Source organism: Brevundimonas sp. NIBR10 (assembly GCF_027912515.1).
Taxonomy (GTDB): domain Bacteria; phylum Pseudomonadota; class Alphaproteobacteria; order Caulobacterales; family Caulobacteraceae; genus Brevundimonas.
In genome coordinates, this window is record NZ_CP115464.1 from 876,899 (window position 1) to 889,936 (window position 13,038).

At 65.9% G+C, this 13,038-nt stretch carries 8 protein-coding genes; 1 reads left to right on the forward strand and 7 read right to left on the reverse strand.

Translation table 11 applies throughout. The features are described from left to right. Positions 1-73 precede the first annotated feature (73 nt). From treF to O5K39_RS04190, 6 genes are all read right to left on the reverse strand, one after another. On the reverse strand, positions 74-1,681 hold the full coding sequence (treF, locus tag O5K39_RS04165; protein ID WP_271146028.1) for an alpha,alpha-trehalase TreF: 1,608 nt from the start codon (positions 1,679-1,681) through the stop codon (positions 74-76). A gap of 80 nt (positions 1,682-1,761) precedes the next feature. Next, positions 1,762-2,868: an alpha/beta hydrolase fold domain-containing protein gene (locus O5K39_RS04170; RefSeq protein WP_271146029.1), complete on the reverse strand. Its 1,107-nt coding sequence runs from the start codon at positions 2,866-2,868 to the stop codon at positions 1,762-1,764. 14 nt (positions 2,869-2,882) lie between these two features. Next, positions 2,883-4,223 (reverse strand): family 1 glycosylhydrolase, encoded by a 1,341-nt coding sequence (locus O5K39_RS04175; RefSeq protein ID WP_271146030.1) that lies wholly within the window; start codon positions 4,221-4,223, stop codon positions 2,883-2,885. Then, on the reverse strand, positions 4,220-5,869 hold the full coding sequence (locus O5K39_RS04180; RefSeq protein WP_271146031.1) for a long-chain-fatty-acid--CoA ligase: 1,650 nt from the start codon (positions 5,867-5,869) through the stop codon (positions 4,220-4,222). The genes O5K39_RS04175 and O5K39_RS04180 overlap by 4 nt, the downstream gene beginning before the upstream one ends. A gap of 3 nt (positions 5,870-5,872) precedes the next feature. Beyond that, complete coding sequence (locus O5K39_RS04185; protein ID WP_271146032.1) at positions 5,873-7,249, reverse strand: alpha/beta hydrolase; 1,377 nt, start codon at positions 7,247-7,249, stop codon at positions 5,873-5,875. A gap of 17 nt (positions 7,250-7,266) precedes the next feature. Next, positions 7,267-9,504, reverse strand: a complete 2,238-nt coding sequence (locus O5K39_RS04190; RefSeq protein WP_271146033.1) for a TonB-dependent receptor — start codon at positions 9,502-9,504, stop codon at positions 7,267-7,269. Between the two features lie 213 nt (positions 9,505-9,717). Here O5K39_RS04190 and O5K39_RS04195 point away from each other — a divergent pair, with 213 nt between their 5' ends. Beyond that, complete coding sequence (locus O5K39_RS04195; protein WP_271146034.1) at positions 9,718-10,431, forward strand: TetR/AcrR family transcriptional regulator; 714 nt, start codon at positions 9,718-9,720, stop codon at positions 10,429-10,431. Positions 10,432-10,780: 349 nt separating this feature from the next. Here the strand turns inward: O5K39_RS04195 and O5K39_RS04200 are convergent, their stop codons facing one another. Next, positions 10,781-12,856: a TonB-dependent siderophore receptor gene (locus O5K39_RS04200; protein ID WP_271146035.1), complete on the reverse strand. Its 2,076-nt coding sequence runs from the start codon at positions 12,854-12,856 to the stop codon at positions 10,781-10,783. Positions 12,857-13,038 lie beyond the last annotated feature (182 nt).

Sequence of the window (13,038 nt, forward strand, 5' to 3'; positions counted from 1 at the left end):
TGTCATTGCCGGAGCCGCTGATCATGGCGCGGTCTCCGGTCAGGGGCAGGCGGTCTGAAGGAAGGCGGTGATGTCAGGGCACGGCCTGCGCCGCGTCGGGCATAGCGTCTGGATAGCGATCGAGCAGGATGCGGGAGACCCCGTTGGTCCAGCCAAAGCCGTCCTGCAGGGGATATTCGCCGCCTCCGCCCGGACGTTGATCCTCGACATTGTATTTCTCGAGCATCTTGCCGGTCTCGCGATAGACGCGGTCCACCGTGACCAGCCAGCGCGTGGCTATGGTCTTGGCCTCAGCGCTGTGCCCGTAGCGTTCAAGGCCCGCGACCCCGACCCACTGTAACGGAGCCCAGCCGTTGGGTGCGTCCCACTGTTGGCCAGTGGTCAGGGTGGTCGTCCGCAGGCCCCCGGGTGCGATCAGAATGGCATCGGTCTGGCGGGCGGTCGCGCGCGCCTGGGTGCGGTTCGCCCATCCCGTGAACAGTGGATAGAGGCCGGCGGCCGAGACATTCGATGTCAGTCGACCGGTCCGCCGGTCCCAGTCGCCGAAGCGTCGTTCCGAGGTGCTCCAGAGGTAGCGGTTCATGGCGCGCTTGCGGTCACCGGCCCGGCGGTCGAAGTCGCGGACGCAGGCTCGTTCGGCCAGAGCCCGGCAGTGGGCGGCGATGGTCCGCTCCAAGGTCCAGAGCAGGCTGTTCAGATCGACCGGCACGATCTCGGTTGTATGCAGGGTGGCGATGTTTTGCGGATCGTCGAACCAGCGCGAACTGAAGTCCCAGCCGCTCTCGGCGCCGGAGCGAAGGTCGCGATAGACCTCGGCGGCCGGACGGCCCGCGGCTTCCCGGGCGGTGGTGACGTCCTCGGCCCAGCTTTCGTCGCGCGGCGTATCCCGGGCGTCCCAGTAGCGGTTGAGCAGGGAGCCGTCCGGCATCCGCACGACGTGGTCGCAGGCCCCGGAGGCCGCGACGCATTCCGCGCCCTTCATCCAGAAGGCGTACTCACCCTGCATCGCCGCCAGCTGACGGCGACGGCTTTCCGGGTCCGCGCGGTCCGACAGGCCAACCATCAGGGCGAAGAAGGGCGGCTGGGACCGGCTCAGATAGTAGGTCCGCGCTCCGTTCGGGATATGGCCGTGGTCGGCGATCAGGGCCTCGAAATTCTCAAGCATGGATTCGACGAGCGGCTGCTGGCCGTCGGCCTTCAAACCCAGCATCGTGAAATAGGTGTCCCAGTAGTAGATCTCGCGGAAGCGGCCGCCCGGCACGACATAGGGCGCGGGCATGGCGAGGGCCGATGAGCCGGGCTCCGGCGCAAGGGCGGGCCGGGTGAGGATGGGCCAGAGGGCGGCGATGTGGGCCTTCAGATCGAGGCCCCGGGGCATGGGCGGGGTGTCTGGAACCGTAGTCCCGGGGATGATGAAGCGGGCGTCCACGAACGCCTTGAGCGCGGCGTCGTCGGCGGGCGGGGCGGCGGCGTACTCGGCCATGATGCGATCGACCGCGATGCGGGGGACGGCGTCGACGAAGGTCTTGCCATCCGGAAAGATCCGCTGCGCCTGAACCGCCTCGAACAGCGGGCCGTAAAGGTCGGCCGGGGTCTGGTCCGGCGCCCGGGCCGCCAGGTTCGAGGCGGCCAGGGCGACCAACAGAATGCGTGCGAGCGGCAGTGTTCTGAGGCGCATCATGATCATCTCCGGTAGAGGCACGCCCGTCGTGTGAACGGACCAGGACGTCCTCCGTTCGACCGGAGGCGACGAAGCGAGGCTCAGGATCCGGAAACGGACGCCGGTCGCGCCGCACCGAGGTTTAGGTCAAAGAACCGGGCGATCAGACCATAGGCCTCCTTCGATTCCGGCAGGTCTGGCCAGACGAAGAAGGCGTGCCACAGGCCGTCGAACAGGTAGAGGTCGGACTTCACCCCGACCGCGGCAAGGCGACGGTGCATGGTCGTCAGTGTGGAGGCAGCGAAGTCGCGGCCGCCGGCCAGCAGCAGGGTGGGCGGAAATCGAGCGATGACGGCGTCGTCAGTCGCCGGATAGGCCTCCGGGTTATCAAGCGGCACGCCCTCCATGTATGGGTTGGGGATGCCGATACGTTCAGCAGCGGCGGGCGGCGGAGCCGTACCGCCCGTCGTGGCCTGGCCGAGGAAGACGCTGTCGCCGCCATAGCCCGAGCCGGTGCCGCAGAAGGTGCCGATGGCGCCCGGAACGGGCAGGTTGTGGGTCTGAAACCAGGCTGTGGCCTGAGCCACCACCACCCCGCCCGCCGAACAGCCGTAGAGGCCGATGTTCTCGGGCCGGTAGGTCTTCAGGAGTTCGCGATAGACGGCTGCGACATCTTCGGACGCCGCAGGATATCGATGCTCGGGCGCGAGCCGGTAATCGATGGCCACGACCTTGATCCGGCCGACTGCGGCGATGGGTATGGCTTCCACAAGGGCGCCGCTGCCGGACCCCCACATCCAGGCGCCGCCATGGACATTGATCAGCACGCGATCCGCGTTCCGCTCCGAGACGCCTTGCGTTGGCAGCACGACGTCGACCGGCACGCCGCCCAACGTTTGTCGCTCGTCCCGGGTCGCATAAAGGGCTCTCACCTCCGCGAGGCGGTCGTCGTTGTAGCGACCATAGTGGGCGCGGGCCCTGGCGACGTCGTCGCCGAAGACGAAGGGCGGTTCGTGCATCAGCCGACCCGCCAGGGCGCGGGCCTCAGGGCTGGCGAAGTTGGAGTAGGGCATGACGATCGCCGGCAGGTGCGCCGTCGAAAGCTCAGTGCCCGTCACGGCGTCCGGAGCCTGCGACTGGGCCAGGACCGGCGACGTCGCCGTGACGAGAGCGGCCGCTAGGGCGGCGGACAGGAAACGGGTCGGCATGAAACGTGCGTCCTTCATCGCGAGAGGTCCCGCCGGGCGATCCCGGCGAGAACCCGGGCGCTGGGTTTGACCGTGCGTTCGAACGTGGTCCGGTCCACCGACACCAGGCCGAACTTCGGCCCATAGCCGGCGAACCATTCAAAATTGTCCAGCAGCGACCAATGCAGATAGCCGATCACCGGCACGCCTTCGTCACGCGCGGCGATGACGGCCGCCGTCGCCGCGGGGATGAACCGCGCCCTGAGCGCGTCGTCCTCGGTCGCCAGTCCGTTCTCGGTCACGAGGATGGGGCGTCCGGTCTGGGCGTGGGCGTAGCGGATCGAACCGCCGATGGCCTGCGGGTAGAGCTCGTCGCCCATCTGGGTCCGGTCCGCGCCTTCGGGAACCGGCAGCGGGCCGTCGGATCCAATGAGGCTGCGGCTGTAGGTCTGGACGCCGAGGAAGTCGTCGTGGCGGGCTTGGGCGAAGAAGGGGGCGTAGACAGTCGCCCGCTTGTCCTCCAGGCGGCTGTCGGGACCCACGGCCTGATCGTCGGGAAGGGCGATCGTCATGCCCACCGGCAGGTCCGGACGGATCCCCTTGATCGCCTGACGGGCGAGGCGGTGCGCCTCCAGCACGGGGGCGACCATGGCCGCCGCATCGCCCGTGTTCATCAGGGAAAAGCGGTCCGAACCGCTGGCCCGGGCCGCCGCGGCCAGCATGTCCGCCATGGTCTGGCGGACGACGGGATCGGGCGTGCGGCCCCATTCGCCCAGAAGCTGGAGATTGGGTTCGTTGAAGGTCACCACATGGCTGACGCCTTCGCCGAGGTGGCGGATCACGCGCTCGGCGTGGCGTGCGAAGGTCGCCGGCGCGTCCGGATGGAACCAGCCCCCCTTGGCGGCGAACCAGCGCGGGGAGGTGAAGTGGCTGAGGGTGACGACGGGCGCCAGGCCCGCCTCGCGGCAGGCGAGAACGATCCGGCGATAATGGTCGAGGGCCGCCCGCGAGACCTGACCCTCGGCCGGTTCGATCCGCGACCATTCGACCGAGAACCGGTAGGCGTTCAGATCCAGCGAGCGGACGATCTGAAGGTCTTCTCGCCAGCGTTCGAAGCTGTCGCAGGCGTCGCCCGACGGTTCCCTGAACAGGGTCGGCCTGACCTGTTCCAGCAGCCAGATGTCGCTGGCGACATTGTTCCCCTCGACCTGATGGCCGGCGATGGCCGCGCCCCAGAGAAAAGGCGCCGCCCCCTCGCCGCCGACGCGGCGCGGTGGGGCTGGCGCGGCATGGGACTGGGTGGCGAGGGCGGCGGCGAGTGTCCCGGCCGTCAGGATGGAGCGCCGGCTCGGGCTCGGGGAAGGCTTGAGGCTCATGAGGGGCTCCGGCTGTCGAGAACGTCCTCTCCGAGAAGAAGACGCAGCTGCTTCTTGTCGATCTTGCCGACGCTGGTCCGCGGCAGGGCTTCGACCAGGATCAGTCGGTCGGGCGCGGCCCAGCGGCTGAGCTGGCCGGCGGCCACCAGGGGCGACATCCGGTCTTTCAGGGTTTTCAACACGGGCGTTCTGCCGGAACAGGCGACGGCGAATAGCACGGGCCGTTCTCCCCAACGCGGGTCGGGGGCGCCCACAACGGCGGCTTCGGCAATATCCGGATCCCGTAAGGCCAGATCCTCGATCTCGGCGGACGAGACCCATTCGCCGCCGGTTTTGATCACGTCCTTCAGTCGGTCGCGGATAACGATGTCGCCTTGCGGTTCGCGGCTCGCGACGTCCTGGGTGTGGAGCCACCCGCCCTCCCAGAGTGTCGCCCCGGCCTCTGCGCTGTTCGGGTAGGACTGGGTCAGCCAAGGCGCGCGGACGACGATTTCGCCCTGGCTGTTGGCGCCGCCGGAGACCTCTTGGCCCATTTCGTCGTGGAGCCGTATCTGCACTAGGGGAAGCGGTCGACCAGCCCATCGGCGGACGCTCTCCGCCTGCCGGCTGTCGTCATACTCATGGCGCGACAGGGTCAGGACAGGTCCGGTTTCGGACATGCCATATCCGGCTACGGCGGTGATGCCTCGGGCGGCGGCGGCGCGCAGCAGGGTTTCCGGCAGGGCCGATCCGCCGATGATGATCGTCCAGGGGCCGAGTTGCGCGTCTGGCCCCGCTTCGTCCAGCATCATCTGCAGGATGGTCGGCACGCAATGGGAATAGGTGACCCGTTCCTCGCGCTTGAGCGCCAGGAGCCGCGCTGGAAAGTAACGTCCCGGATAGACCTGTTTCAGCCCCAGCAGGGTCGCCACATAGGGCAGACCCCAGGCGTGGACATGGAACATCGGAGTGACGGGCATATAGACCGACTCCCGCCACAGGCCCTGTTCATAGGGCTGCTGCCCCATGGCGAAACCAACGGCCAGGGTGTGGAGCACGAGCTGACGGTGGCTGAAAGTCACAGCCTTGGGCTGGCCCGTGGTGCCCGTGGTGTGGAAGGTCGTCGCCAGGGCGTTCTCGTCGAAATCGACGAAGTCGAAGGTCGCGGTTCCGGCGGCCAAAAGCCGCTCATAATCCCCAGCGGCATCATCGATCGAGACGGGGTGACCGTCATGGCAGGTGATGATCGCGCAGTCCGGGCCAAGGGCGGGACGCAGGGCCAGGAGGTCCTCGATGAAGTCGGAGTGCACGATCACTGCGCGCGGCCGGGTGTCCTTGAGGGTGTAGGCGATCTGGTCCCGCGACAGTCTGACGTTCACGGTCTGCAACACCGCTCCCATCATCGGGATCGCGAAATAGGCTTCCAGGTAGCGATGGCTGTCCCAGTCCAGGACCGCGACGACATCGCCCTGATCCACCCCGTGGGCGGAAAGCACGGCGGCCAGCCGCCCGATGCGGTGCGCCAGCGCCACGTAGTCGTGACGCCGACCATCGGATCCCACGATCTCCCGCCCGCTGCGTGCATCCAGGGCGCTTTGCAGCAGATGCCGGATCAGCAGGGGATAGGCATAGGCGTCCGGCGCCGGATCCGCGAAGCGAAGCGTCATCGATCAGGGCGCCGGCGCCGCAGTCGGCATCACGGGGGTGGGGCGCTGGCCTGTGGTTGTCCAGCTCTGCAAGGCGTCGAAGGCGGCGCCGAGTTGGGCCGGGGTGAAGCCGCAGTGGGCCAAACCGTCGAGCCCGGTGCCGGTCAGCGGCGTATTGATCTCCGGAACCGTGATGGCCAGCAGACGGTCGGCGTTTCCGGCGGCCTGGGTCTTGCGGATCAGACCTTCGAACTGACTGTAGGGCACCAGGGAATCTATGCGGTTGTGCATGGCCACGAGCGGAATGGAGAACCGGCCCGTCGATCGCCGCCAGCGATCGGCATAGGCGACGGCCGTCGGAGTGGCGCGCACCCGGCCGATGTCGCGGTTGAGGGCTGCGGCCTCTTCTGTCGAAAGCAGCGGGCTTGCGTAGACCCTCGCCGTATTGTCGTAGACGCCGCCGCCGAAGGTGGCGTTCATGTCATCCATACCGAGCGACACAGTCATGATCGGCACGATCAGAGATGCGGGTTCCGGCGTCACACCGGCGATGGACGCGATCTTGTCGATGATCTGCGCCTCGCGGCCGCCCGGTGTTTCGCGCGCCGCCTTGAACAGGGCGGCGATCGGATCGGCGATCCGCTTCATCTGGAGAAGGCGGAAGGGTTCGTTCAGGGCTCCGATAGCGTTCGGCGCGGTCGGGGACAGAGCGGACCGGTTGAGATCGGCCTCGCCGGGCAGGGCGTAGGGAGTGTCCCTGGTGTAGTAGGCATAGAGCGCTCGCAAATCGATGAGCAGTCCCACTTCGTCAGTCCAGTTATCAACCAGGCCGCAACCCGACAGGGCCCCCTTGAAGGCGTCCGGGTGGGTTTCAATGATGGCCAGAACAATGTTTCCGCCCATGGACCCTCCAGCCAGATAGGCGTCGCTCACTCCCATGCGGCTGAGGAAGGCGCGCAGTCGCAGGGTGTTCTCGACGGCCGACTCGACGCCGACCCCAGCCTTGTCGAAGTCGCTGTGGGCGACGGCGAAACCCTGCGCATAGGCGCCCTTCATCAGCCCGCCCGAAGGATCCTTGTCCGCCGGGTCTTCGGATACCGCGACCGAACTGCCGGGCACGGAATAGCCGTGGGCGAAGACCAGGGCCCGGCCGTTCCAGTTCGCGGGCACGGCCATGGCGAAATGGTCGCCCTCCAGCTTGCCGTTGACGGTGAAGCCGCCGTCCTCGCGCGCCTTGACCTTCACGTCTGTCGCTTGCTGGGCCGAGGCTCGAGCGCCGAAGGAGGCCTGGGCCGGTTGCAGGTCGACGTTCGCCGGGGTGCTGCAGCCGGCGCCAGCAAGGATAGCGGCGACGGCGAGGGCGGCGACGGACGCTCTCTTAAATCGAGGGGGCGGCTTCATTGACATTCTGTCGTCTCCTACCAGCTGTAGCGCAGGGTCACGCCGTACTGGCGTGGGTCGCCGAAGGCGGCGCCGACCAAGCCCGTGGTGTTGTAGGTCGCGTTGGAGGTGACGCGGTATTCCTCGTCGGTGACGTTGGTCCCGTACAGCGACAGGGCGACGTCCGAGCCAGCGATATGCTCCCAGTCCAGACGAACGTTGAGCAGCCCGTAGGCAGGAATGACGCCGAAGGGCTGCAGATCCGACGACACCTGCTGGTCGTCCTGCCAGGAGTACGAAGCTCGCACGCTGACGTCGCCGACGGTCGACGCGACCGGGAGGTAGAGTTTGGCGTCCACACTGTACTTGTTCTCAGGCACATACTGGAACGGGAAGCCGCTGCGATCGACGCCGAGGCCGTCGACGTATCTGTCGTAGCTCGCGTCGTTGTACGAATAGGTTGCGGTGAGCGTCAGCGGCGCGATCGGCTGGATCACCCCCTCGAACTCAAAGCCCTTCACCGTGGCCTCGGCGGCGTTGGTGATGAGCTGGGTATTGAAGCCGCCGATGAGGGCGTAGTCGCTGCGCTGGATGTCCTCATACTTCATGTAGAAGGCCGAGAAGTTCGTCCGCGCCTTGACACCTGACGCCGACCAGTCGTGCTTCAGGCCGATTTCGCCATCGGTAACGGTCTCGGGCCGGACCCGGAACAGAGGGCTGGTGGCGCTGACCAGCAGCACCGAAGGGTTGATCCCGCCGCTCTTGTAGCCGTGGCGGCTCACGCCGTAGATCAGGGTGTTCGGCGTGGCCTGCCAGTCCAGGCCCAGTTGCCAGGTGTCGCCGTCGCTTTCGCCGTCGAAGGCGCGGCTGCAGTTGGGAAAGAAGAAGCCGGGGTTTGTGCCACAGGTATTGGCGAATTGCGGGATGTAGATGCTGATGTCGCCGCCGAATTCGTCCCAGGTGTAGCGGTAGCCGGCGTTGGCGGTCAGGGTGTCGGTGATCGCGTAGGTGAACTGGCCATAGATCGCCTTTGAGCTGTCGTTGGCGTGGGCGCTGTCCTGCAGCAGGGTGACGGCGCCGAGGTTGGCGCGCTGGACGAATGTCAGGGGCGTGACCGTCGAGGTGTCCGAATAGAAGACACCGGTCTGGAAGGTGAGTCGACCGAGCGCGATCCGCGCCTGGAGTTCTTCGGTCCAGGTCTCGTTATCGACGTTCCAGCGGCCGGCGATGGCGCCGTTCAGGTCGTTGATCACGAGGATGGAGGCGTCGCCGTCAGAGCCGAAGTCGGCCCGGGTGCGGGTGTAGCTCAGGACGTTCTTGATCGTGACATTGTCACTGAGCTGGAAGGTGATGTTGTTCAGGGCAAGCAGGGTCTGGCTGACATTCTTGGTATCGGCGCTCAAGGCGATCCGGTCGTTGCCGCGCGCCTGTTGGGCCGCCAGCAGCGGGTTCAGCAGAGCGGCCGCCGGACCGGCGGGATTGACGGCGAGCAACACGGTTCCCGGACCATTTTCGTCGATGTCGACATAGTTGATCGCCGTGTAGCTGCTGAGCCGGTCGTTCGGCTGGAAGAGCAACCCGCCGCGCAGACTGAAGTTGTTGCGGTCGTTATAGTCCTTGCCCGTGTTGACGTCGGTGACGAAGCCTGCGCGCTGGTCGAACTGGCCGGCCAGACGGAGCGACAGGCTGTCGCTGAGCGGCAGGGTCACGGCCGCGCGGGCCGATCGGCGATCCAGGTCGCCGATGGTGGCTTCGATGTAGCCATCAGGCTCGAAGCCGGGCTTGACCGGATCCAGCAGGACCGCGCCGCCGGTCGTGTTGCGTCCGAAAAGCGTTCCTTGGGGACCTTTCAGGACCTGAATGGACTGCAGGTCGAACAGAAGCCCCGGGCCGCTCGCCGTCGAGGGCACTTCGGCGAAATAGGCGACCACGCCCGGGCCGCCGCCTGTGCCCAGGCTGCCGATGCCGCCGATGCCGCGGATCGTGTAGTTCTCCTGGTTGCGGTTGGTGTTGCCCACGACGCTGAGCGAAGGCGTGAAGTTCTGTAGGTCCGTCCCGGTCTCTATACCGCGTTGACGCAGACCTTCCTGGCTGAAGGCGGTGACGGCCACGGGCACGTCCTGGATATTTTCCTCGGTCCGTCGGGCTGTGACGACGACTTCGTCCAACGTTGTCGCCTGCGGCTCGGATTGAGGCTCGGCGGTCTGCGCCAAGGCCGTCGATGCGAAAAGCGCGAAGGCGAGCGCGCTTACGCCCGTCATGATGGTCTGCCGCATGGCGGTTCCCTTATCCCTATGTGAACGGCCGGCTTGGCGTCGGCTCATTGATGTCCGTCGATCGGACGCCGGAACTAAAGCGGACGTCATGTGGGGCGTCAACAAACTTTATTGGCGTTAAAATAAAGAAGTGAAAGCGGCTGGTTTCCCCGGATTGATCCTCCTATCAATCAGACTGATCCGGTTTCCGCCGGCCCCGGTTGCAGCACCCCGATGACAGACACTCTCGCCCAGTCCCGCAAAATTCGCCCCGGCGCTCGCACCGCGACCAGGCGTCCGCCGAGGCGGGCCCAGGCGGACCGCCGGGAAGAGGCGACCAACACGATCCTCGATGCGGCGGAGAAACTCTTCGCCCTGCACGGGCGTGACGGCGTGACCCTGAAGGCGATCGCGACGGGCGCCAAGGTCGACGCCTCCCTGATCCATTACTATTTCGGCGACAAGGATCGGGTCTTCCGCGCCGTCTTCGCCCGACGTTCCGTCGAGGTGAACGCGGTTCGCGTCGCGGCCATGGACGCCTATGAGGCCAGGGTTGGTACGTCCATGACGATAGAAGGCGTCCTCGATGTCTTCCTGCGGCCCATTTATGAAGTAGTTATCGAGAAGGGCGAGGGGTGGGTGTATTTCGCCGCCATCGTTGGTCACGCCAACGCGTCCCATTTTGGCGGCAAGGACGTCATGGCCGAGAACTTCGACCCCATCGTCCAGCGATTTATCGGAATGCTCAAGGCCTTGGCGCCGGACGCCCCGCCGGAGAGGATTTATTGGTTCTTTGATTTGGTCTCCTCCAGCCTGACCCACGGTCTGGCCCAGACGGGACGTATCGATGACATCTCGGGCGGCCTATGCAAATCCTCAGACCTGGCGGCCGTCCTGGAGACGATGATCGCAGTTTTCAGCCACGGATTCCGGTCCGTTACCGACTGAAAAACCTCATCGGTGGCCTTCGACCCTGCCGCAGCTTCCGGCCCGCCCCGGCGAGGTCGGTATCGGGGCGCTCGCCGCGGGGGTTCTCCTCGGGTGCACGTCGCGGGCGCCGTCGCCATAGCTGGTCAGGACCGGAACGCCGGGCGATGTTCGCTGTCGGGCTTGCGAAAAGGCGACGGGCCGGCCGGCTCAGGGGAGCCGGCGCGCAGGACGCCCGGCCTTCACCGCCGGTTAGCGCGGCGGGCCAGCAGTGGTCGATCAAAAGCGATTGAGGCCGACCCCGGAGCTCTGATCTGACGACCGGCGAAAGCCCTTTCAGGCGGATTGTCGGGCGCCGGGGTCGCCGACCTCACCAGCGCTTGCGCAGGGTGAGGCGGGCCGTGCGCGGCGCCTGCGGATAGATCTGGGAGAAGCCGCCGGTGATGTAGATCGTCTCGTCGGTGACGTTGTCGACGTTCAGACCAATCTCGTAACCTTGGCCGAAGGCCCAGACCGCGTTCAGGTCCAGTCGCGTATAACCCGGCAGGTCGAGGGTGTTGGAGGTGGTTGCAGCCTGGCTGGACGCATAGAAAACGCCGCCCCCGAGGGTGAGGCCGTCCAGTTTGCCGCCCATGGCCCATGAGGTCCAAAAGGCAGCCTGGTGGTCAGGAACGCCGGCAAGGCGATTGCCCACAATGAAGGTGTTGCTGTCGCGGCTGATTTCACTGTCGCTGAAGGCATAGGAGGCGACGATCGTCCAGGGATCGACAGGGCGGGCGGAGACCTCGGCCTCGATCCCTCGAACACGAAGTTCGCCCGCCTGGATGACCAGGTTGAAATCGACAGGGTCGGACACCACAGCATCGGTCTTGGTGATTTCGAACCCAGACAGGGTTGCTTCCGCCCGGCCGCCAAACAGCAGGGCCTTGGTCCCGATCTCGAACTGCTCGCCGCGCGTCGGCTTGGGCGTCAGTCCGCTTTCGAGCAGACCTGCGTCGCCTTCGTTGCGCGAAGAGCGTGACCAGCTGCCGTACAACGACCAGTCAGGCGTGAGCATATAGGTCAGGCCGGCGCGCGGCGAGAACGGGTGATCGGTTCGGCTGACGCCGGGGTCGAGGAAATCAGCGCTGAAGGCGTAGGTGTCCACGGTCTCATAGCGGCCGCCGATGAGGAGCCGCCAGCGATCCCAGGTCATCTCGTCCTGCACATAGAGACCGGTAGAGACATAGTCATAGTGACTGTCGCCAACCGGCAGATAGGCGGCAGGGCGCCCTGACTGGACGGGCGTGTTGAGGTCGATCGGCTGGCCATAGGCGATCCGCCCGTCGAGGTAGGCCAGTTCGTCGCGGCTGTGATCGACCCCGATCAGGACGCGATGGGTGATGGCGCCGGTCACGATCCGACCGTAGAGCTCCGCCTGAAGGGTGACATCGTCCTGCGTCTCGGCATAGCTGACGAAGCTGCGGTTGACTGTAGCCCCGGACAGGGGCGGGAAGCCGTAGTTGAAAAACTGCTCTTCCGGTACGTCGACCTTCGACAGAAAAGCGCCCAGTCGCAGACGCCAGTCCGGCGCCAGGCGATGGTTGTATTCGAGCCCGCCGACCCATTGCTCCTTGCGCACCCGCATGAAGTCTTCGCCGTAGTTGCGGCTGATCGGCTGTGAAAGAAAGGCGGCGTTGTTGCCGAATCCGCGATCAAAGGTCGCGTCACGATCGATGTATTCGAGGCGGGCGAGGAGGCTGGTGTCCTGGTCCGGTCGCCATTCGATCACCGGCGAGATGAACAACTGCTTCCTGTCGACGAAATCGCGGAAACTGTCGGCGTTCTCATAGCCGATGTTCAGTCTTGCCAGCACGGTTTCGTCGCGGCTCACCGGTCCGGTGACATCGAGCCCGCCGCGCCAGTAGTCGTAGGAGCCCGCGACCACGAAGGCCTCGCCGCCGAAGGTTTCGCGAGGGCGTTTCGAGACGAAGTTAATGACGCCGCCGGGTTCGAAACGGCCGTAGAGCGCCGACGACGGTCCCTTGAGAACCTCGATGCTCTCAACGCCCTGCAGATCGATCTCGGGCTGGCTCACCGACTGTCGGAAGCCGTCGCGCAACGTGGAAATGTTCTGGAAGCCGCGAATGCGGAAGCGTTGATTGCCCGAAAACCCGATGGTGCGCTGGACGCCGCTGACGGTTTCCGCAGCCTCGCCAATGTTAGAGACATTGCGCAGATCCAGGAGATCGCGCGGGACGACGTTGATAGTGAAAGGGGTCTCGATCACCGGCGATCCGGTCTTCGTCGCGGTTTCGCCGGGGCTCCGTCCCAAGGGGCGGCCGTAGACAGTCACGGCCGCGACTTCGGTCGCTTGGGCGTCGTCTGCGACAATCGGTCCTTCCTGGGCAAACGCCGGCGAAGCGAGCAGTGCGGCCAGTCCAGCGGTGGCGAAAAGCGGTTTCATAAAGCCCCCTTAGGCAGATTTGGGCGGCCTTGTTATGGTATAACATAACCATTAGTAACCCCTCGTTGGAGATTTTTGCGAGGGATTGCGAATGAGGGGGCGAGCGATACGGCGACCGGTGGCGGTGACGCCTGTGCCTGGCTCCCGGACGACGTCCGATCTCCCCCATGAGGCGGAGCTGC

What these genes read in the sequence shown, in the direction of transcription:
- O5K39_RS04180 (WP_271146031.1), bottom strand. Translation starts at nt 5,869, where the DNA reads ATGACGCTTCGCTTCGCGGATCCGGCGCCGGACGCCTATGCCTATCCC.
- O5K39_RS04170 (WP_271146029.1), bottom strand. Translation starts at nt 2,868, where the DNA reads ATGCCGACCCGTTTCCTGTCCGCCGCCCTAGCGGCCGCTCTCGTCACG.
- O5K39_RS04195 (WP_271146034.1), top strand. Translation starts at nt 9,718, where the DNA reads ATGACAGACACTCTCGCCCAGTCCCGCAAAATTCGCCCCGGCGCTCGC.
- O5K39_RS04185 (WP_271146032.1), bottom strand. Translation starts at nt 7,249, where the DNA reads ATGAAGCCGCCCCCTCGATTTAAGAGAGCGTCCGTCGCCGCCCTCGCC.
- treF (WP_271146028.1), bottom strand. Translation starts at nt 1,681, where the DNA reads ATGATGCGCCTCAGAACACTGCCGCTCGCACGCATTCTGTTGGTCGCC.
- O5K39_RS04175 (WP_271146030.1), bottom strand. Translation starts at nt 4,223, where the DNA reads ATGAGCCTCAAGCCTTCCCCGAGCCCGAGCCGGCGCTCCATCCTGACG.
- O5K39_RS04200 (WP_271146035.1), bottom strand. Translation starts at nt 12,856, where the DNA reads ATGAAACCGCTTTTCGCCACCGCTGGACTGGCCGCACTGCTCGCTTCG.
- O5K39_RS04190 (WP_271146033.1), bottom strand. Translation starts at nt 9,504, where the DNA reads ATGCGGCAGACCATCATGACGGGCGTAAGCGCGCTCGCCTTCGCGCTT.